General features: G+C 67.9%; 15 protein-coding genes. 11 read left to right on the top strand and 4 right to left on the bottom strand.

Translation table 11 applies throughout. The features are described from left to right. The first annotated feature begins 142 nt into the window (after window positions 1-142). On the top strand, window positions 143-844 hold the full coding sequence (locus tag GXY47_04275) for a hypothetical protein (GenBank protein NLV30352.1): 702 nt from the start codon (window positions 143-145) through the stop codon (window positions 842-844). A 29-nt stretch (window positions 845-873) separates the two neighbouring features. Here GXY47_04275 and GXY47_04270 read toward each other — a convergent pair whose 3' ends face one another. Further along, window positions 874-1434: an OsmC family protein gene (locus tag GXY47_04270; protein ID NLV30351.1), complete on the bottom strand. Its 561-nt coding sequence runs from the start codon at window positions 1432-1434 to the stop codon at window positions 874-876. A 241-nt stretch (window positions 1435-1675) separates the two neighbouring features. Between GXY47_04270 and GXY47_04265 the strand changes: the two genes are divergently transcribed. The 3 genes from GXY47_04265 to GXY47_04255 all read left to right on the top strand — a co-directional run bounded on the left by GXY47_04265 (window position 1676) and on the right by GXY47_04255 (window position 5444). Further along, on the top strand, window positions 1676-2170 hold the full coding sequence (locus tag GXY47_04265) for a MarR family transcriptional regulator (protein ID NLV30350.1): 495 nt from the start codon (window positions 1676-1678) through the stop codon (window positions 2168-2170). Between the two features lies 1 nt (window position 2171). Further along, the gene (locus tag GXY47_04260; protein ID NLV30349.1) at window positions 2172-3011 is read left to right on the top strand and encodes an arsenite methyltransferase; all 840 of its coding nucleotides are present in this window, start codon (window positions 2172-2174) and stop codon (window positions 3009-3011) included. Window positions 3012-3167: 156 nt separating this feature from the next. Beyond that, entirely contained in the window at window positions 3168-5444 is a 2277-nt protein-coding gene (locus tag GXY47_04255; protein ID NLV30348.1) for a nitric-oxide reductase large subunit, read from the top strand. A gap of 20 nt (window positions 5445-5464) precedes the next feature. Here GXY47_04255 and GXY47_04250 read toward each other — a convergent pair whose 3' ends face one another. After that, complete coding sequence (locus GXY47_04250) at window positions 5465-5830, bottom strand: VOC family protein (protein ID NLV30347.1); 366 nt, start codon at window positions 5828-5830, stop codon at window positions 5465-5467. Between the two features lie 97 nt (window positions 5831-5927). On the opposite strand from GXY47_04250, the gene GXY47_04245 reads away from it, so the two are divergent. Then, complete coding sequence (locus tag GXY47_04245; GenBank protein ID NLV30346.1) at window positions 5928-6593, top strand: twin-arginine translocation signal domain-containing protein; 666 nt, start codon at window positions 5928-5930, stop codon at window positions 6591-6593. A gap of 4 nt (window positions 6594-6597) precedes the next feature. On the opposite strand, the gene GXY47_04240 is transcribed toward GXY47_04245, so the two are convergent. Then, on the bottom strand, window positions 6598-7599 hold the full coding sequence (locus tag GXY47_04240; protein NLV30345.1) for a 4Fe-4S binding protein: 1002 nt from the start codon (window positions 7597-7599) through the stop codon (window positions 6598-6600). Between the two features lie 164 nt (window positions 7600-7763). Between GXY47_04240 and GXY47_04235 the strand changes: the two genes are divergently transcribed. From GXY47_04235 to pruA, 6 genes are all read left to right on the top strand, one after another. Continuing rightward, window positions 7764-8954 (top strand): AI-2E family transporter, encoded by a 1191-nt coding sequence (locus GXY47_04235; GenBank protein ID NLV30344.1) that lies wholly within the window; start codon window positions 7764-7766, stop codon window positions 8952-8954. Between the two features lie 256 nt (window positions 8955-9210). Then, complete coding sequence (locus GXY47_04230; protein ID NLV30343.1) at window positions 9211-12240, top strand: hypothetical protein; 3030 nt, start codon at window positions 9211-9213, stop codon at window positions 12238-12240. A gap of 39 nt (window positions 12241-12279) precedes the next feature. Further along, window positions 12280-12624, top strand: coding sequence for a hypothetical protein (locus tag GXY47_04225; GenBank protein ID NLV30342.1), 345 nt, complete (start codon window positions 12280-12282; stop codon window positions 12622-12624). A 22-nt stretch (window positions 12625-12646) separates the two neighbouring features. Next, complete coding sequence (locus GXY47_04220) at window positions 12647-16759, top strand: hypothetical protein (GenBank protein ID NLV30341.1); 4113 nt, start codon at window positions 12647-12649, stop codon at window positions 16757-16759. Window positions 16760-16805: 46 nt separating this feature from the next. Continuing rightward, a complete protein-coding gene (locus GXY47_04215; GenBank protein NLV30340.1) occupies window positions 16806-17294 on the top strand; it encodes a PaaI family thioesterase in 489 nt (162 codons plus the stop codon). A 111-nt stretch (window positions 17295-17405) separates the two neighbouring features. Then, window positions 17406-18965 (top strand): L-glutamate gamma-semialdehyde dehydrogenase, encoded by a 1560-nt coding sequence (pruA, locus tag GXY47_04210; GenBank protein ID NLV30339.1) that lies wholly within the window; start codon window positions 17406-17408, stop codon window positions 18963-18965. A gap of 55 nt (window positions 18966-19020) precedes the next feature. On the opposite strand, the gene GXY47_04205 is transcribed toward pruA, so the two are convergent. Then, on the bottom strand, window positions 19021-21183 hold the full coding sequence (locus GXY47_04205) for a M3 family metallopeptidase (protein NLV30338.1): 2163 nt from the start codon (window positions 21181-21183) through the stop codon (window positions 19021-19023). Between the last annotated feature and the right edge of the window lie 15 nt (window positions 21184-21198).

Raw genomic sequence — 21198 nt, 5'->3', positions numbered from 1 at the left:
GGTCCTCGAGCCAGGGGAAGGCGGAGTTCACCATGGAGTTCAGCCGGTACGTTCCGGTCCCGGCCGAGGTCTCCAAGGAACTGATCAAGAAGTACGGCACCAACTTGGACAAGGAAGAAGAGTAGCCCGGGAGGGACGAGCCATGCATCGGAAAGACCTGAACGAACGGAGCCCGCTGAGGCTTCTGGAGAAGTCGATTCACGGCGGCCTCGGCCGTGGCAACATCGGGGTGGTGGCCGCCCGGCACGGCGTGGGCAAGACGGCGGTGCTGGTCGGGATCGCGCTCGACGACCTGATGCGCGGGCGCCGGGTGCTGCACGTGGCGCTCGACGACGGGATCGACAAGATCAGGGGGTTCTACGGCGAGATCTTCCTCGAACTGGCCAGGAGCGCGGGGCTCGAGGACGTCGACACGGAGCGGATGGAGATGGAGCGCTTCCGCAACATCCACACCTTCGTCGGCTCCAGCTTCTCCGTCGCCCGGCTGAGGGAAACCGTCGCGCGGATCGGCGAGCAGATGAATTTCTTCCCCGCCGCGCTGATCCTGGACGGCTTCGACTTCGAGCGGGCGACGCCGGAGGAAATGGGCCAACTGCGCTCGATCGCCGGCGAGATCGGCGGCGAACTCTGGATGTCGGCCGTCATCCACCGCGATTCGGAGCGAAACGCGCGGGGGATTCCCGAGCCGCTGGCGCGCCTGGAGGACACCATCGACGTGATCCTCGCGCTGGAGCCGGAGGACGCGCAGATCAAGCTGCGGCTGCTCAAGGACCACGACAACCCCGACGTCAGCCCGATCCAGGTGGCGCTCGACCCCACCACCCTGCTCCTCATCAAGGAATAGGGGACAGTCACCACTGTCCCCATCATTCTCTACTTGGGTTCGATGGCGATATCGACCCTGGCTCCGTGGATGAGGGTGTTGTACACGGGCGAAAAGCGGGCCAGGCGCTCGAGCATTTTCAGGTTTTCGTGGTCGGTCTTGACCTTGAACTTCATCCGGATGTCGGTGTAGCCCTTGGGCACGTCGGGGTCGAGGCCCAGGAACCCGTTCAGGTCGATCTCCCCCTCCAGTTCCGATTCCAGCTCCTTGATCTGAATCCCCTTCACCGCCGCGTGGGCGACCAGCGACGTCGTCACGCAGCTGGCCAGGGCATGCAGCAGGTGTTCGACCGGGTTGGGCGCCCGGTCGCCCCCCGCCAGGATCGGGGGCTCGTCCGCGTGCATCTCGAACGCCTGTTTGTGCTTCTGCACCGATTTCGCCCCGTAGAAGTCGGTGACCTCGGAGCGGTTGAGGGTGTCCCCCTTCCATTGATTGCGGGCCCGGAAGCGGCATTTGCCCAGTTCGGGATCCTTCCGGATGGCGTCGATCGTACCTCCGAGAGTGTGAAGATCGATGCCGTTGACCTTCTCAAATTTTAGTTCGGCCGCCATTATCTCCTCCTTAGTATCTTTTAAACAATGGGATGCAAAAATATTGATACTGAAAGTATATTCAATAATATGGCGCCCCCGGATCAATAGGAAAGAATACCCATTCCGGGCTGGGTAGAATTGCCTACCAGAGCCTTGGGGAAGTATGAAAAAAACAACGGGATCAGGAAACTTGACAATTTAGATTTGAAATACAATAATTGTGTATAGCAACTAAAAAGGAGCAGGAGGGAAGAGGGCAATGGTGGAAGCGGGGATGGAGGCCAGGGTGGAAAGGTTCCGCGCCGGGCTGCGGGAGATCGAGCGCGCCGTGCGGGCCCGGACCCGGAGCGAGGCGCTCTGCTGCGGCGTCACCGTCGCCCAGTGCCACGCGATCGCGGAGATCGGCGATGCGGGGGGGCTGACCCTGAAGGAGCTGGCCGCGCGCCTGGGGCTCGATGCCAGCACCCTCAGCCGGACCGTGGAAGGCCTGGTCCGGGAGGGGCTCGCGGCGCGGACCCCCGCGCCTCGCGACCGGCGGGCGGTCCTGATCGCCCTGACAGGAAAGGGGCGCGCCGCCCTCGACCGCATTCAAGCCGCCTGGAGCGACCTCTGCGCGGAAATGCTGCACGGCCTTCCTGCGGAAAAGCACGAGACGCTGGTCGAATCGGTCTCCCTCGCGGCCCGCATGCTCGCGGGCTGCTGCCCGGGGGAGTGCGGGGCGGGAAGCGCCGGTGGCCGGGGGCGGGAAGAGTGAAATGGAGGATACGTCAGTGAACATCATCGATATCAAGGAAATCGTGAAGGACAGGTACGGGAAGGCCGCCGCGCGGGCAAAATCGGGCGCGCGCGGCTGCTGCGCATCGTCGGGCTGTTGCGGCTCCCCCGGGGGCGCGGACCCGATCACGCGCGAACTGTACGGGGCGGGGGAGACCGCGGGGCTGCCCGAAGCCGCCTTGCTGGCCTCGCTCGGGTGCGGCAACCCCACCGCCCTGGCCGAACTGAAACCGGGCGAGACCGTGCTCGATCTCGGTTCGGGAGGGGGGATCGACGTCCTTCTCTCGGCCAGGCGGGTGGGGCCGGAAGGGAAGGCCTACGGCCTCGACATGACCGACGAGATGCTGGAACTGGCGCGGGAGAACCAGCGCAAGGCGGGGGTGGCCAACGTCGAGTTCCTCAAGGGTGAGATCGAGGACATCCCGCTCCCGGACGGCTCGGTCGACGTCGTCATTTCCAACTGCGTGATCAACCTCTCGGGGGACAAGGACCGGGTGCTCCGCGAGGCCTTTCGCGTCCTGAAGCCGGGGGGGCGCTTCGCCGTTTCCGACGTGGTCGTGCTCGGGAGCGTGCCGGAGCCGATCCGGAAGAACATGGAGCTCTGGGCCGGCTGCATCGCCGGGGCCCTCGAGCGGGACGAATATCGCACGAAACTCGAGGCCGCCGGGTTCGAGGGGGTGGAGATCGAGCCGACGCGCATTTACGAAGCCGGGGATATCCGCGACCTGATGGCCGAAAGCGGTCTCGACCCCGAAGCCGTCATCGCCGGGGCGGAGGGGCGGTTTGCCGGCGCCTTTATCCGCGCCCGCAGACCGGCGTAACCTGCCGGGGGCGTCCCTTCGGGGGCGTCTCCCCTTTCCTCACGCTTGCAAATCCTCTCCCTTTCGGGTAGCTTGGTGGCCATTCACCGGTTTTTTTTCGCGACACCATCGACGCATTGGCCGGATGTTCATCCCCGAAGGACAAGGAGACAAACGATGTCAACGGAGACACTCAAAAGAGCGGCGATAGTCTGTTTTGTCATTGCCCTGGGCGGTTTGCTCCTGGGCGGGTTTTTCGCCAACCGCGAGGCGCCCCCCTACCCTGGGCGGGTTCTCGGCCCTGACGGAGAGGTGCTTTTCACGAAGGCCGACATCCTCGCCGGGCAGGACGTCTTCCAGCGCTACGGGCTGATGGACCACGGGAGCGTCTGGGGGCACGGGTCGCAGCGGGGGATGGAGTTTTCGGCCGTCACCCTGCACCGCGCCGGCGCCAGGGTGAGGGAGGAACTGGCGCTCGGGGCCTACGGGCGCCCCTACGCGGAGCTTGCCGGGGAGGAAAAGGACCTCGTCGACATCCGGACGCGCCGGATGATGAAGGCCAACGCCCATGACGCGGACGCGGACACCCTCCGGCTGGAGCCGGCCCAGGAGGCGGCGCTCGCCGAGAGCCTCGAGTTCTGGGAACGCACCTTCCGGGACGGCGACACCGGCTACGGCTTCCTGCCGGGGACGGTCCCGACGGCGGAAGAGCGAAGGCAGCTGGGACGCTTCTTCTTCTGGACCGCGTGGGTCGCCTCGGCCGCCCGCCCCGGCTCCGACTACAGCTACACCAACAACTGGCCCCACGAGCCGGAGGTCGGCAACGTCGCCACCACGGAGACCTATGTCTGGACCCTGGCCGGCATCATCTCCCTGTTCGTCACCCTGGGGCTCTTCATCTTCTGGGTCCACCGCGACGGGCTCTGGTACGGCGAGCCGAAGGGGGTGCCGCTCGCCGACAAGCTCATCGACATGCCGCTGACGCCGAGCCAGCTGGCGGCGGCCAAGTTCTTTCTCGTCGTCATCCTCCTCTTTTTGGTCCAGACGAGCTTCGGCGGGCTGCTGGCCCACTACACGGTCCACCCGGGGAGCTTCTACATCCCGATCGTGGGGAGCCTGATCCCCTACAGCTGGGCCAAGTCCTGGCACCTGCAGCTGGCCATCTTCTGGATCGCCACCACCTGGATCGCCTCCTCGATCTACCTGGCCCCCATCATCGGGGGACGCGAACCCCGCAGGCAGCGCCTGCTGGTCGAGATCCTGTTCGGGGCGGTCCTCCTCGTAGCCGTCGGGAGCCTGGTGGGGCAGGTGCTCGGGATCAACGGGCTGTTCGGCGAGGGGTGGTTCTGGTTCGGGCACCAGGGGTGGGAATACCTGGAGCTCGGCAGGTTCTGGCAGATCCTCCTTCTGGTCGGGCTGGTGGGGTGGCTCGTCATCGTCTACCGCGCCGTGTCCGACCGCACCCAGCGCATCCAGGATCCCGATTTCCGCCGGCTGGTCCATTTTTACGTGCTGAGCGCCATCCTCGTGGTCGTCTTCTTCGCCTTCGGCCTCTTCTTCGCCCGGGGGACTCACCTGACGGTGGCCGACTACTGGCGCTGGTTCGTGGTCCACATCTGGGTGGAGAGCATCTTCGAGTTCTTCGGGGTGGCCGTCATCTCGGTCCTCCTGGTCGCCATGAACCTGGTCTCGGCCAGGGGCGCGCTCAGGGTGGCCTATTTCACCGCCGCCATCGTATTCCTGAGCGGCATCCTGGGGACCGCCCACCACTACTTCTGGTTCGGGGGGCCGTCGCTCTGGCTCGCCGTCGGCTCGGTCTTCTCCTCGATGGAGCCGGTGCCGCTTTTCGGCCTGGTGGTCCGGGGGCTGATGGAGTACAAATCGATCCGGAAGGAGGGGCGGGAGTTCCCCTACAAGTGGCCGATGTATTTTCTCATCGCCAGCTCTTTCTGGAACTTCCTCGGGGCCGGCGTCTTCGGCTTCCTGATCAACCTCCCGCTGGTCAACTACTACGAGCACGGGACCTACCTGACGGTCAACCACGCGCACGGGGCCCTGTTCGGCGTCTACGGCATGCTCTCGGTGGCGCTCCTCCTCTTCTCCTGGCGCGGCCTGGTCGAACGGAGACACTGGAACGACCGTCTCCTCAAGCTGTCCTTCTGGGGCCTGAACGCCGGGCTGCTGACCATGACGCTCGGCACCCTCTTCCCGGTCGGCATCGCCCAGGTCTGGACAAGCTACAGGGAGGGGCTCTGGGTGGCGCGCGAGGTGGGCTTCTTCGAGCGCCCGCTGGTCGGGGTGCTGGGAGTGCTGCGGATCGTGCCCGACACCGTCATCATCGTCTTCGGCGTCCTCCCGCTCGCCTGGTTCCTGCTGAGAACCTACCGGCACCTGAAGGCGAAGAAGATCGCCGAGGGGGAGTCGGTCTGGGAGCGGCTGGGAATCAGGCTGTAGGAAGCGGGAGGTCCCTGTCGTTACTGCCGGGTCCAGATCTCCAGGGGTCTTCCCTCGGGGTCCTGCATCCTGAACAGGCGCGCGCCCCAGGGGTGGTCGATGATGTCCCCCACCCCCGGGGCGCGCGCCGCGAGGAACTCGCGCGCCTTTTCGAGGTCGGGGACGCGGAAGGTCAGGGCCAGCGCGAAATCGCCCCCTTCGGGGGAGCCTCCTCTCCTGCTCCGGACCAGGCCGATGTGCGATCCCGGCGCGACCTCGACTTCGACGAAGCCGGGGCCGGAGTCCACGGTCCTGAAGCCGAAGAGATCCCGGTAGAAGGCGACGCACTCTTCCCACCGGCGGCAGAGGAGGATGGTGTGAAACCCTTCGACCGTCAACGCAGCCATTTTCGTTTCCCCCGAAATGCTTTATAAATAGGATGAATGCCGTGTTGCGTAAAGCTATTTATCGGGAAAAGACCCGAAAGACACAGGAGCCCGCCCCATGAACGACCCGAATTCGCACGCCGATCTCCTCCGTTTCCCCGGCCGCAGGCGTTTCCTGGCCGCCGCGGCCGCCGCCGGCTGCTCGTGCGGCCTGTGGGCCGCCGATAACCCCGCCTGGAAGGCCGCGGGCCGGGTGGGTATCCCGCACGCCGCGATCCGGATGCGGTCCCCCAATTCGGCCCTCTTCGGCATCACCCCCGACGAGACGGTCGAGATCACCTTCGCCGAGGTCCTCAAGGTCCACGGCTACTGCGCCGGCGGCGCCGCCTTCGCCTTCCGCATGGCCCAGGAGGCCTTCCGCGCCCTGTACGGCGAGCGGCTCCCGGTGCGGCAGGGGATCCGGGTGAAGACGTCGCACCACTGCTGCCAGGCGATGGCCCTGGCCTACATCACCGGGGCGCGCGGCGAGTTCGGCGCCTTCCGCCAGCAGGGGGACCTCACCCTCCTCCCCGAGGCGGAGAAAAAGACGGTCTTCACCGACAAGCCGACGGGGAAGAGCGTGACCCTTCACATGCACCTGAACCCGCACGAGACCTTCGAGCCCCTCTTCCAGAAGACGATGAAGGACCCGAAGTACGCGCCCGAAGTGCACCGCGCGCTCAACGAGAAGATCGCCGAGTATTTCTCCGCCCCGGCGGAGCGCCTCTTCGATATCCGGCCGTAGCCCGTCAGGGGTGCGCGAGCTCCCCGGCCGACCGGTACAGCGGCTGGAACATCTCCGGCGGGATGGTGGTTTCCCACCGTCCGGTCAGGACCGCGCCCAGGTAGAAGAGGAGAAAGAGCCCGACCACCGCCAGGGGGAAGGCGCGGACGGGGAGGGCGCGCCTCCCGGCCGCGAAGGTGAGACAGTCCTCGCGCGGGCAGGCTTCGACGCACTCCATGCACCCGACGCACTCGGGGCGGCGCACCGACCGGGAGCGCGACACCCGGATCGAGCCCGGGCAGACCCGGTCGCACCGGCCGCAGTCGATGCAGGCGGCCGGATCCCTCCGGACCCGCAGCGGGCCGATCAGCGCGAGGAGCCCCAGGAGCGCCCCGTAGGGGCAGAGGAATCGGCACCAGAAATTCCGGATCACGAGCGACACCAGGACCAGGAAGCCGAGCACCCCGGCCGTGAGCGCCGAGGGGGGGAGGAAGAACTGGAGCATCTTGGCGTCCGCCGCCAGGTTGTAGGGGGAGCGGAGGAAGGCGTCGATCGCACCGAGGTCCATCCCGACGAGGATGACCCAGGCGAAAAAGGCGAGGAGGAGATATTTCAGGCTGAGGAGCGGGTATTCCACCCACCGGGGGAGCGGGGGGAGGGCGATCGGGCGCCCCGCCTTCTCGAGCAGGTTCGAAACCAGGCCGGCGGGGCAGATCCAGCCGCAGAACCCCTTGCGCAGGGCCCAGGCTACGACGAGGGCCGCGATGAAGATCGTCAGCCCGGCGGGGTGGACCCGGTCCCAGAGCCCGGTCAGGAGCAGGCGCTTGAGCGCGAGCAGGGCGCTGATCGGGAGGAAGGCCTCCACCGAGGGGGGGCGGGGCACGTAGGTGTCCGACCGCTCCAGGGCCCAGAGGTAGAAACCGTAAAAGCGGTACCCCGCCCAGAGGCAGAACAGGCCGAAGCCCGCCTGCACCAGCGTGCGGGTGCGGGCGATGCCGGGCGACCGTTGTTTTTGATTGAAGTCCATTTCCCTTTCCGCATACTCTGAGCCGGCAACCGGGCGGCCGGACCCGCGAGGCCCCGTCGCCATCCAGGATAGGGGGAAAGCGCGGGCGATTCCTTGATCCGGGTCAAGTCGGCGCGCGGCCGGCGGGTTTTTCCGACCGGGCGGGCGCCCGGTGGGGAGGGGATATGACGCAACCGGAATGGCCGCCCCAGCGGCGCTCGCTGATCTTTCTCATCGTGTTGCTCCTGGCGGCGCTCCCCGTTCTCGTGATGATCGCGCTCCCCTTTTTCACCGCCTTCATCGTGGCCAGCGTGATCGCCATCATGGCGCACCCGGCGCAGGAGCGGCTCGCGCGGCGCCTGGGAGGCCGGCCCGGCCCTGCCGCCCTGCTGACCACGCTGGGGACGGTGCTCCTGCTCGGGGCCGTGCTCGGCGCCGCGGGGTTCACCGTCACCAGCCGGCTGACCGCCCTCTACCACGAGTTCGGCCAGAGTACGCTCGAGGAGGGGGGGTGGCCCGCCCTGGCCGCCGCCTCGGCCGACCGCATGATCGAGGCCGTGGCAAGCCGGCTCCCCATCGACAAGGACGCCATCCACGCCGAGGTGCTGGCAGCGATGAAGCGGGTGAGCGGCTACCTCGTCAGCAACATCGGGATCGCCATCAACGAGGTGACCGGCCTCCTGTTCACCGGGCTGCTGGTGACCCTCTTCCTCTATTTCCTGCTCCGGTACGGGAAGGAGATGGTGGCGCGCCTGGCGGGGATGACCCCGCTCGACTCCCGCACGGCGGGCAACATCCAGCGGACCATCCACGATTCCGTCATCGCCAACGTCAACGGGATGCTGGCCGTGGCGGCGGGGCAGGGGGCCCTGCTCATTCTGGGGTTCTGGTTCGTGGGGGTCCGCTCCCCCGTGCTCTGGGGCGCCCTGGGGGGGCTGGCCTCGATCGTCCCCGTCGTCGGCGCCCTGCTGGTCTGGGCCCCCGTCGCCATCGGCTTTTTGGCCATGGGCGCCTGGTGGCAGGGCGCGCTCCTGGCCTTCTGGGGCCTGGTCGTGGTCGGTTCGGCCGACAACGTGATCCGTTCCGTCGTGGTCGGGGCGCGCGAAAAGCAGCACCCGATGCTGGTGGCCCTGGCCGCCATCGGCGGCACCTTCGCCTTCGGCCTTCTCGGCATCCTCCTCGGGCCCCTCATGGTCTCCCTTGCGGCCGCGCTCCTCGGGGAGATCCGGCAGCTGGTCGCGGCCGGAAAGGAGGCCGAGCGCGCCTCCGCGCCGGTCCCCGCCCCGGCAGCCCCGGGAGGAGACGGTCCCCCGCGGCCGGCCCCGTCCCCCGCGCTGCCGACGCCGGGCGACCGGGGCCCCGGTGCGGGGAAATGACCGGCGGCGAAAACCCTGACTCTCCACCAGGCGATCCCGGCGGGGGGCGGAGGAAAGGGCCGACCCGGATGGATCGGCTTTCCTTCGAATCCGGTCTGTTGTTTCGCCCGGATTTGTCCGATATACTCCCCCGGGCCCCGAACCGGCGGCTCTTCTATCGGCGGCTGCGAAAAACAGATCATCTTTGCATTTCCGGCAGGTGCCGAAGACGCCCTGCCCGAGCATTTCATCGGCATCCAGGCACCAGGGGCGAACCATGGGCGAAGACGGGCGCGGGAAGGACCGGGACGAGGTTCGGGGCAGGCGGACGGACGCCTTGCGGGAGGATCGGGCGCAGCCGCTCACGCGGCGCCGCTTTCTCTGCATCGCGGGGGTGGCGGGGCTCATCCCCGTCGTCCACGGGGACGAGGGATTCGAACTCGCGCAGAACCGGAAGAAGGTTCAGCCGAAGATCTCCCCGGGCCTCCGGCCCCAGGCCGATTTGAAGAAGGCGCAGCTACTGGTGCGGAACCCCAGGTTATCGGTCCTGCGCCCCGACGACCTGCTGACGCTCGAGATCGAATGCCTCAATCTCGCCATGCAGCCCGGCACGCCGCCGAAGCTCGTCCGGATGGACGGCGACCCGGCCTACCTCATCGTTCACTTTCCCCCGCAGCATATCGCCGAGCAGGCCTTTTTCGAGGCCACGCCTCATTTCGAACCCGACAAGAACGATCCCAAAAAGGAATCGGGCGGGTCCGACGATCCCAAGGACCCCCCGGTGGGTTCGCGGCTCGCGGGCGCCACGCGCCTGGCCTTTCTGGTCCCGAAGGAGGTGGCCGAGATCCCGCTGACGCTGGAGGCGCTCCTCTCGTGGGAAAGCCTGGACCCGAGCCTGGTTCCCGTCGCCCTTCCCCCGTCGGTGCCCGCGGCCTTCGCGCAGGCGGCGGGCCAGGGAAAGCGGAAACCCCAGACCCCGGCCCCCGGCGGACCGGCGCCCTACGCGCCGGCGATCCTTCCCGGCGGCGCTTCCGCGCGGGACCTTTACCGGGTCCGCCGGGATGGACTCGGGTTTCCGGTCAACACGGCCATTCTGAAAATCGCGCCGCCGGCGGCGCATCAGACGGCGATCGAGCTCCCCTACCGCCTCCTGCTTTCCCCCAACGCCTACAACCTCTGGGCCCACTCGGTCGGGGCCGTCACCCATAACGGCCGCACCGAGCTCTGGCACACGCGGCTGGCGGCGCCCGATGCGGACGGCGCCATCGTCGATTCCGGCAGCCCCTACCTGGCCGTCCGCGCCGTCTGGTCTCCCGACTGCAACGCCGGGAAGCCGTCCGACGGGCCGGGGCACGACAACGGCCACCCGTTCCGGATGTCGCTCGACCGCCAGGACCGTCACGAGATCGTCCACCTCACCAGCAACTACGCCATGAACCATAAAGGTTCCCGCTGGCAGCCGAAACCGGTGGAGGTGGACCGCCTGATGCTGTCGCCCCTCGGCGGCTGGCTCGACTCCACGGGGACCTGGTCCGACACCCCCCTTGCGGTGCAGCAGTGGGACCACCGGGCCACGCTCGGGCGCGACCACTACGTCAAGGTCGTCTACCAGGGCTTTATGATGCCCTTCGGCCATGCCGCCTCGCTCGTCAAGATCACCGAGCGCAAATTTCACCGGGGGGACGACGACCGGCGGATCGCCTACCTCTTCCAGCGGATGTATATCGTCGTACGCGAGGCCGAGAAGGTCTTCCCGGCCCCGTTTCAGCCCCACGAGGGGCGCGAACTCCCCTTCCGCTCGGTGCGCCTGACCACCCGGATGACGCCCCCCCTCGACCGGCCCGAGGACAGCGACCTGCTCGACGGCGCCCATCAATCGGCATTCTGGCCCTATGTTCAGAAGCGGGACTTCCTCTTTCACTGCATCGGCGCCGACCGGGCGGGCAACCGCGTCGAGTTCACCACCCCCATGGCATTCGTGGACGCCAACTACGCCTTCCAACCGGACAAGATGGAGGATGTGGTCGAGGCCTATAACCAGGATGCCAACCGGTTCCGGCGCCGTCCTTCCTTCAAGGGCCGCAAGGTGGCCTTCGCCCCCCCGCAGAAGCCGGGCGACACCGAGCTGGAGGTGCAGAACATCACCTTCAGGGCCAGGCCGCCGCTTGGCCAGGTCAAGAGCGACGACTGGAAAAGGGCGGGACAGCCCCTGTTCTTCCCGGCCATGGACGGGGCGTCGGTCTTCATCCCGGCCCTGAAGTCCCTGGTCCGATTCGGCGCCACGGAGATCCGGTACCCGAAGACCTACCTCCAGAACGGACTGGGCGGGTCAAACCGGGGCGAGGTTTTCGCGGCGATTCCGGCGGCCCCCGGCCTCGATTTCGGCGCCGGGAAGGGGGACAGGTCGGGCGGGGTGGCCACCCCGAGCTTTTCCGTCATCGGGCTGTCGCGCGCCCTGGGGCCGGTCGGCGGGCTTCCTTCCGGCGGGGGCGACGCCATGGCCGCGGCGGAAACCGCACTCGCCGATGTCAGCGGCGGGCGCTTCGATCCTGCCAAATTTTTTAACGACAAGGCCAGTCTCCTGGGCGGCATCCTGCTCAGGGACATCGTCAAGGCGGTCCCCGATTTCCTGAGCCGGCCGGACGAGGCCCTCTCGATCAAGACCGAAATCCGCAACGACGCCTCCGGGTCTCCCGTCGAGATGCACACCCTGATGAACTGGAAGCCGCAGCTGCGCAGCTCCGGTGCCTTCGTCGCCGAACGCAACGGCAGCCCGGCCGCACTCACGATCGATGCCCGGTCGATCGCCTACCTCAGCGGCAAGGACCCTGCCTTCGAAATCAGGGGAGAGCTCAGGGACTTCACCCTCGACCTGGTCAAGCCCCTGGTCACCCTGATCCGGATTAAATTCTCGAAGTTTGCGTTCACCGCGAAAAAGGGGCAGAAGCCCGTCTTCAATCCGGCGATCGCGGCGATCGAATTCGCCGGTCCGCTCAATTTCGTCAAGGACCTGCTCGACCGGATCCAGCTGCCGGGCATGGACGACGACGGTTTTGGCCAGCCCATCGTCGACGTGGACGCCGAGCGCGCCCGGCTCGGCTACACCTTCAACATTCCCGATGTCGGCTTCGGCGTCTTCTCCTTGCAGAACATCGATTTTTCGGCCGTGGTCACCCTCCCCTTCACGGGGGACCCGCTCCTGTTTCGTTTTGCCTTCAACGAACGTTCCAACCCCTTCCTGTTGACGGTGGCCATGTTCGGCGGCGGCGGGTTTTTCGCCATCGAGCTTCTGCCCGACCGCATCTAGCTCATCGAAGGGTCGCTCGAGTTCGGCGGGTCCTTCTCGATGAACCTCGGCGTCGCCAGCGGCGGTGTCTCCCTCATGGCCGGCATCTACTTCAAGTACGAGGAGGGGGACGTCACGATATCGGGGTACGTCCGTTGCCGCGGATGCCTGAGGGTTCTCGGCCTCATCAGCATCTCGGCCGAGTTCTACCTGGGGCTGACCTACGAGGAGGCCTCGAACCGCGTCTGGGGGGAGGCGTCCCTGACCGTCAAGGTCAAGGTCCTCTTCTTCAGCACCAAGGTCACGCTCCGGGTCGAGCGTTCGTTCCGGCATTCGCCCCCGCCGCTCTTCGCGGACATCATGGACGAGGGGCACTGGCTCGATTACTGCGAAGCGTTCGCCTGAGAGCACCCAAAGGAGAGCAGCGATGGCTATACCGGAAATCGTGTGGGCTTTTTTGCCGGACGGCATCGGGGACGGTAAGCTGAAGTTCTCGGCCGCGGTCTCCATCCGTCTGCCCGGGGAGCCGGATTCGAAGCCCCATCTGGGGCTGTTTCCGGAGATCCTGGACTGGGCCGGAACCGTGAAGGCGCTCGATTTCGAGGTCCAGTTCGACAAATCGGCCCCCGTGCGGGCGGTGCGGACGAGCCCCGATCCCGATCCCGAGCTCTGGCAGGCCATTTTCCAGCCCGATGCGCCCGTTTTTCCCTTCCGGTTTGCGGACATGAGCCGGCGCCCGGTCCTCTCTTTTCCGGTCAGGCATGTCCAGTCGTTCATCGCCCAGCAGTACATCGGCATGGCGGCCGAATCCCCCGAGGAGCCCCCCGGGATCGAGCGCGTCTTCCGCAGCGAGGCGCTGGCGCAGATCCGGCTCAAGCCCGTGACCAGCCCGCGTTTCGTCGACGGCGTGAAGGTCGGGACCGACGAACAGACCCTGTCCCGGTCCGTCCGCTCGGCCCTCGCCGGCCGGAAGGTCAAGGCCATGCCGGTTTCGGATCGGCCTTCCCCGGCGCAGGATTTCTACCTCCTGCGGCTCTACCACCGGCCGCGCAACCGGGCCGTCCCCGATTCCAAAGGCGGGAAACCCGTCTTCCCGCGCGTGCCCCCCAAGCCCCCCGAACTCGACTTTCACCAGGCGCTGGCCTCCCTGACCAATTATCCGGCCCTGATGCGGCTGCTCGGCCTGGCCGTCGACTTCGAGATCGCGCTGCCGTCGGGCAGGCGCTCCTCCGGGTTTTCGGCCCGCGTTCTCCCCGTCGGCCGGAACGACGACCGTACGCCGTGGACCCGGTGCGTCCTGAATGCGGGCAAGGGGGTCTTTGCCGCCGCTTCCCGGTCGGCCAGGCCCGAGATCGTGGACGGGTTTCTCGACCTGTCCGACAGCGAGAAGTTCGATCTCGTGGAAATCGACGTCGACGGCGCGGCCCTCAAGGCGGCCGAACTGGCCGACCAGGCCGAGGACCAGACCACCGGCGATCTGCCGGCGCTGCGTTCGAGCGGCCTGGCCGTGGCCCGCATGGGGAACGCGGTCGCTCTCGCCGAGGCCCTGGAGCGGGGGGTGGAACACCACGAGGCGATCACCCGCAGGCGCGACACGACCTTTTACGCCGAAGACATCGTTCAGGGCTACCGGGTGGATGTCTGGGACGAAGCCTCCCGGCGCTGGTACTCCCTCTGCAAAAGGGTGGGCTCCTACCATTTCCTGCGCGCCGACCGCACCGAGACGCTCGAGGACGAAGGATTCGTCTCGGATGCGGTCACCGAATCGACCGACGGGTCGTCGGAAGACCTGTTCGTCCATGAGACGATCTTCGGGTGGGACGGATGGAGCCTGGTGGCGCCCAGGCCGGGAAGGACGATCGACGAGGACGACCGGGCGGCCGACATCGAAAGCCGGGCGGCGACGGCCTTCAGGCTCGAGACCCGGTTCAAGCCCGCGCCGGGATCGCTGCCCCGTCTCCGCTTCGGCGGCCGGTACCGGCTGAGGGCCCGGGCGGTGGACCTGGCGGGGAACAGCGTCGGGCCCGAATCGCCCGACGCGGCCAAGGCCATTCCGGCGCCGCCGCAGGCGCCGGCGTTCTACCGGCGCTTCGATCCGGTCGGGGCCCCCGTGGTGGTGCCGCGCGCCGCCCCGAAGCGGGGCGAGACCGTCGATGCCGTGGTCATCCGCAGCTTCAACGACGGCATTTCCAGGGACACCGTCGCTGCCGACGAAACCGCCGAGCGGCACGTGGCGCCGCCGAAGACGTCCGAGCTGGGCGCCGAGGTTCACGGGATGTTCGACGCGGCGGAGGGGGGACTGCGCAGGGACCTCTACGGGCTGATCGTTCGGAAGGACCCGGGACACCTCGGGGAGATCGAACCCGCCGAAGAGCTCGAACTCCCCTATTTTCCCGACCCGTGGGCCCGCGGAGTGGTCGTGCGCGGCCTGCCGGGAATCCCGGCCGGCCAACCGATGCGCATCCCCTTCAGCGGCGATTGGCCGGAGTGGAGCCCGTTCCGCATCCGGCTGGCCGAGGGGGACCGCCCGGCCTTCTGGGACGAGGGCGCGCGCGTGCTGACGGTCTGGCTGAAGAAGGCGGAGGTGGCCGTCCTGCGCCTGAGCTGCTGGTTCCCGGAAGCCCAGCTTCCGAATGCCGGGCTCTACCGCTGGCTGGAAAAACCCGAGCTCGCCATCCCGCCGAAGATCCTCCAGGCGCCGCCGGCGACCGGGCCGCTGCTGGTGGTGCCGCCGGGAGTTCACATGCGCGCGGCGGCCGCATCGCAGCCCGCGGTTGCGCCCGATCCGGCCGGTCCGGCCGGTGCCCCGCGGCCGCAGCCCCGGGGTGCGAAGCTGCAGAAGGCGAAATCCCCGGCGGCGGAGCTGGTGAAGCCCGTGTTTCAGCTGCCGCAGATCCAGCTGTCGAGGCTCCGCGAACTGGCGCTGGGCGGTTCGCACTGGATGCTGACCCCGTACCGGACGGTCGTGCTGACGCACGCCACCCAGCAGCCGCTCGGCCGCCCGGGGGCGAAAAAGTTTGCGGTCGACCGGAAGCTGGGGGAGTCGCACGCGGTGTTCGACGCCGTGCTGGATGTCCACGGCTCGAGCAGCCAGAAGGTCGACCTCGACGCCGCGTGGAAGGAACCGGTCGACAATGTCGCGGAGCAGGGGTGGAAAACCCTCGACGGCTCGGCCCATGTGCTGGAGCAGCCCCTGGCGCGCGGCATGACCTCGTTTGCGCTCGGCGACCCGGCGCTCCATCGCCAGGAATTCGGGGACACGAAATACCGGCGCGTGACCTATACCCTCACCGCGACGACCCGATTCCGCGATCAGATGCCCGGGGAGACGGCCGCGGACATCGAGCGCCTGGTGCGCCGGAGCCTTCCGATCACCGTCGACGTGCCCAACACCGCCCCGCCGATGATGCCGGGCGTGCTCTATGTCGTGCCCGCTTTCGGCTGGGAGCGCAAGCGGGAGAAGGAAAAGTTTTCGAGCCTGCGCAAAGGGGGCGGGCTGAGGGTCTATCTCGAGCGCCCCTGGTTTTCCTCCGGCGACGGGGAGCAGCTGGCCGTCATCCTGACCTCGATCCCCGGAGTGCCGACCGAGCGCCCGATCGAGACCTACGAGCCCCCCGCGGCGCAAGGCAAGATGCAGCCCCGCGCCGACGGCCGATCGCTCCGGGCGTCCGGGCCCGCGGCGAACGTCCGGCCGACGGCGGCGCTCGAGCTCCCGCCGGCGCTCAAGCTCCCGCCGGTGCCCGAGGAGCATAAACCCTACGTCACCCTCTGGGGGATGGACCCGTTATGGCGCGCGGGAGCCATCCCCAAGGCGGAATACCCCGGCCCGGCCGATTTCACGCTGGCCGGGGAGGTCCTCGGCGGACTCACGATCCCGGAGTTCCCGGATTATCCCAAGCCCTCGGATCCCAAGGAGAATCTCTCTTTTACGGCCGTCGGGCACAAGGTGGCCTACGACGGGGAGCGGGGGCTCTGGTACTGCGACATCGAAATCGACCCGCACGACGCGTACTTCCCCTTCGTGCGGCTGGCGCTGGCGCGCTTTCAGCCGGTATCGGTCCCCGGCGCGCACCTCTCCAAGGTCGTCACCGCCGATTTCATCCAGCTGGCGCCCGACCGGACCGTGTCGGTGACCTTCAAGGGCAACAAACCCTCGGAGATGACCGTCACCGTCGGCGGGGCCTCCTACGTCCAGGCCGCGGCGGCCAGCGGGCCGGGGACGATCGAAATCGCCCTGGAGGCGCACAACGCCGCCCTGCCGGACGAGTTCGGCTGGAGCGAGGTGCCCGACACCGCGGTGACGCTGAAAGCGCAACGGGTGTCCGGGGCCGGGGCGGGCCACTTCCTCTGGAGCGGAAAACTCAAGATACCCAAGAAGATCGAATTCGCCAACCACCGGGTCGTGGTGCGCGAGTACGAGACCTTCCTGGCGGACAACCGCACCCCCGCGGGGGCAAAGCTCACGGCCGGGCCCAAGGACGGGAGCGTCAGGGCCCGGCGCCTGGTCTTCGCGGAAACCTTCCCGCTGGTCGATCTCTGATGTACGGGCGCGGAATGAAGGCCCGCCGATGCACCGGAGCGCTCTCATGAGGTTGAACCCTGAACACATCCGCGCCCTGGTCGAACTGACCAACGCGGGCCCCTATTTCAGGCTGCTGTCGATCGAGGTCCTCGACATCGGCCCCGGTTTTTCCCGGAGCCGGGTGGGGCTGGAGGAGAAGCACCGCAACCCGTTCGGCATGATCCACGGGGGGGTCTATTCCTCGCTCGTGGACACCGGCGCCTACCTGGCCGTCTACTGCGACCTCGAGGAGGACGCGGGGCTCGTCACCCTCGACCTCAGCGTCCATAACCTGGCCAAGGCCCGGGACGGGTTCCTGTACGTGGAGGGGAAACGGATCAAGGCCGGGCGGAATATCTGCCTGGCCGAGGCGACGATCACCGATGCGGACGGGAAACTGATCGCGCACGGCACCTCCAAGCAGATGGTCACCCCGGGCCTGCAGACGATGGCGCAGGCCGCGGCCGCGATGGGCCGGCCGCCGCTCCCCCCGAAATTCCTCCCCGGCGCCTGAACCCCGGCACCCGGAGCGCGTCCGGCCGCTCCTTCCCGCGAAGCGGCGAAAGCCGTGCCCCGGACGGCGGGATTTGCTACACTGTCGGTAACGAAGTCAAAGGGGGTGGCCATGCACACCGAATTCAAGAACGAGAAGCTGACCGATTTCAGCCAGGAGGCCAACCGCGCCGCCCAGCTCGAGGCGCTGCAGCTCGTCCGGTCGCGGCTGGGACGGGAGTACGACCTCATCATCGGCGGCAAGCGGGTCCAGTCGCGCAAGCGTTTCAACTCGATCAACCCCGCCGACAGGTCCGAAATCATCGGGACCTTCCAGGGGGCCAGCGCCGAGAGGGCGGCCGAGGCCGTGGACGCCGCGACCCGGGCGTTCGGGGAGTGGAGCCGGTTCTCGGCCGAGCACAGGGCCGACCTCCTCTTTCGCGTCGCGGAGCTTCTGCGCGGGCGGCGCCTGGAAATGAACGCCTGGATGATGCTCGAGGCGGGAAAGACCTGGGGAGAGGCGGACGCCGACACCGCCGAGGCCATCGACTTCTGCGAATTCTACGCCCGGGAAGCGTTGCGCTACGCCGAGCCGCAGCCGCTCGTTCCGCTGCCGGGGGAGACGAACGAGCTCCGTTACCTCCCGCTCGGCGCCGGCGCCGTCATCGCCCCCTGGAATTTCCCCTGCGCCATCGCCCTGGGAATGACGGCCGCCGCCTTCGTCGCCGGCAACACCGTCGTGCTGAAGCCCTCCTCGGACGCCCCGGCCGTGGCCGCCCTGCTGATGGAGATCCTGGAGGAAGCGGGGGTCCCCCCGGGGGTGGTGAATTTCGTCACCGGCAGCGGCGGGGAGGCGGGCGAAGGACTGGTCAAATGCGCGCGCACCCGTTTCGTGGCCTTCACCGGTTCGAAGGAAACGGGGCTGCGCATCGTAGAGGAGGCCGCGCGGCCGCGTCCGGGCCAGATCTGGATCAAGCGCGTCATCGCCGAGATGGGGGGGAAGGACTACATCATCGTCGACGAGGACGCGGACCTCGACGACGCGCTCGAAGGGGTCGTCTCCAGCGCCTTCGGGTACCAGGGGCAGAAATGCTCGGCCTGCTCGCGCCTGATCCTGCACGAAAAGGTCTACGCCGATTTCGTGGAACGCCTCGTCGAGCGGGCCGCCGGGATCCGGGTGGGGCCGGCGAGCGATCCCGCGAGCGGCATGGGCCCCGTTATCAACGAGGGCGCCCTGGGCCGCATCCTCAAGTACGTGGAGACCGGGAAGCGGGAGGGGAAGCTGGTCACGGGCGGCTCCGCCCTGGACGGCAACGGCTTTTTCATGCAGCCGACGGTCATCATCGACGTCAAGCCCACCGCCACGATCGCCCGGGAGGAGATCTTCGGGCCGGTGCTCGCCGTCATCCGGGCGGGGAGTTTCGATGAGGCGGTGGCGATCGCCAACGACAGCGAATACGGGCTGACCGGGGCGGTCTACGGCACCAACCAGGGGCGCCTCGAGCGGGCCAAGGCGGAGTGCCACGTGGGGAACCTCTACCTGAACCGGAAGTGCACCGGGGCCATGGTCGGCGTCCACCCCTTCGGCGGCTTCAACATGAGCGGGACGAACTCCAAGGCGGGCGGCCGCGATTACCTGATGCACTTCACCCAGGCCAAGGTCATCTCGGAGAAGACGTTCGTCAGCGGCTAGCCGGGCGGCAGAGCCCGCGGGAGCGGCCGGGCGGCCTCCCCCGCGGGCCTTCCGGTCAGCGGACCGGGAATCCCCGGTCACGCATCAGGGCGTCGGTGTCCATGTCGCGCCCGCGGAAGGAGCGGTAGGCGATTTCCGGATCCACCGTGTTCCCCTTGCTGAGCACCTGGTCGTAGAAGCGGCGCGCCACCTCGCGGTCCCAGGCTCCCCCCCCCTCGGCAAAGGCTTCCCAGGCGTCGGCCGTCAGGGCGTCCGCCCAGAGATAGGCGTAGTACCCGGCCGCGTACCCCTCGCTCGAAAAGATGTGGGAGAACTGCGGCATGCGGTGACGCATCGGCAGCTCCCCCGGCATGCCGATCTCCGCCAGGGTCTCCCGCTCGAAGCGGTCGGGGTCGAAGCCGCGCGGGTCGGCCAGGGTGTGCACCTTCATGTCCACGAGCGCGCTCGCCAGGAATTCGACCGTCATGAAGCCCTGGTTGAACGTCCGCGCCTTTTCGATCCTGCCGATGAGGGCGGCCGGCATCGGCTTGCCCGTCTTGTGGTGCAGGGCGAAGCGGCCCAGCACTTCGGGCGTGCCGAGCCACTGCTCGTTGATCTGGGAGGGGAGCTCCACGTAATCGCGTGCCACCGCCGTGCCCGACAGCGACGGGTAGGTCGAGTCGGCCGCCAGGCCGTGCAGCGCGTGGCCGAACTCGTGGAACATGGTCTCGGCGTCGTCCCAGGAGAGCAGCACCGGTTCCCCCGGCGCCCCCTTCACGAAATTGGAGTTGTTCGAGACGACGGTGGTCTCCCCCCCGTCGAGGCGGTGCTGGCGCCGGTAGGCGTTCATCCAGGCCCCCGAACGTTTCCCCGGGCGGGCGTAGGGGTCGAAGTACCAGAGACCCACGTGCTTCCCCTCGCGCCGCACCTCCCAGACGCGCACGTCGGGGTGGTAGACCGGGACGCCCGACACCGGTTCGAAGCGGAAGCCGTAGAGTTCCCCGGCGGCCCACATCATCGCCTCCCTCAGCTTTTCGAGCTCGAGGTGCTCCTTGACCTCGCGCGAGTCGAGGTCGTACTTCGCCTTGCGCACTTTCTCGGCGTAGAAGCGGTAGTCCCACGGCTCGATCCGGATCTTCGCCCCCTCGCGGTCGGCGATCGATTGCATGTCGGCCACCTCCTCGCGGACGCGCGCTACGGCCGCCGGCCACACCTTCATCATCAGCGCCGTGGCGGCCTCGGGCGTCTTGGCCACCTGCTTTTCCGTGGCCCGGTGGGCGAAGGTCGGGTATCCCTGCAGCCGGGTCCGCTCGGCCCGGAGCTCCAGGATCCGCGCGATGACACCGTTGTTGTCGTAGGCGTCCCCGTTGTCGCCGCGGCTGTAGTAGGTGCGCCATACCCGTTCGCGCAGGGCGCGTTCGGAGGAGTAGGTGAGGAAGGGGTCCATCGACGAACGGGTGTTCAGGACCGCGTATTTCCCCTGCTCCCCCCGGTCGGCGGCCGCCTGGGCCGCGGCCTGGACGTAGCTCTCCGGAAGCCCCCCCAGCTGGCCGGCCTCGAGGTAAAGGGCGTAGCCCTCCTCGTCGTGCAGCAGGTTGTTGCTGAACCTGGTGTAGAGGTCGGCCAGCTCGCGGTTGATCTCGGCCACCCGGGCCTTCTCCTCCGGGGTGAGTTTGGCCCCCTCGCGCACGAAGTCGGTGTAGTAGTCCCAGACCAGGCGCTGCTGCTCCTGGTCCAGCCCCGAACTCTCCCGGGCCTGGTACACCTTTTCGATCCGCTCGAAGAGGCGCGGGTTCTGCATCACCTTGTCGCGGAACTCCGCCAGTTTGGGCGCCATCTCCTCCTCCACGGCCCGGAACTCGTCCGAGGACATGGAGGTGGACCAGACGCCGAAGACGGTGGTGGCCCGGTCGAGCGCCCGCCCGCTCCGCTCCAGGGCGGCGACGGTGTTCTCGAAATCGGGCGGCCGGGGGTTGGCGGCGATCGCGTCGATTTCGGCGAGCGCCTGCTTCATCCCCTCCTCGAGGGCGGGCTTGAAATCGCCCACCTTCACCCGGTCGAAGGGGGGGACCCCGCCGTAGGGGCCGGTCCACTCGGCCAGCAGGACGTCCGGGGTCCCGTCGGTCGTGGCGGCGTTTTTATCCGATTTTGAGCAGGAGGCGGTGGTCAAGGCGGCAAGTCCCAGTAACAGCGCCGCGGCCGCGGCGCACGATTTCGGAAAACGGAGCGAGAGTTTCATAACGGTTTCATCCCT

This window comes from Acidobacteriota bacterium (assembly GCA_012729555.1).
Lineage (GTDB): Bacteria > Acidobacteriota > UBA6911 > UBA6911 > UBA6911 > UBA6911.
This window is presented reverse-complemented; position numbering and strand designations above follow the sequence as displayed.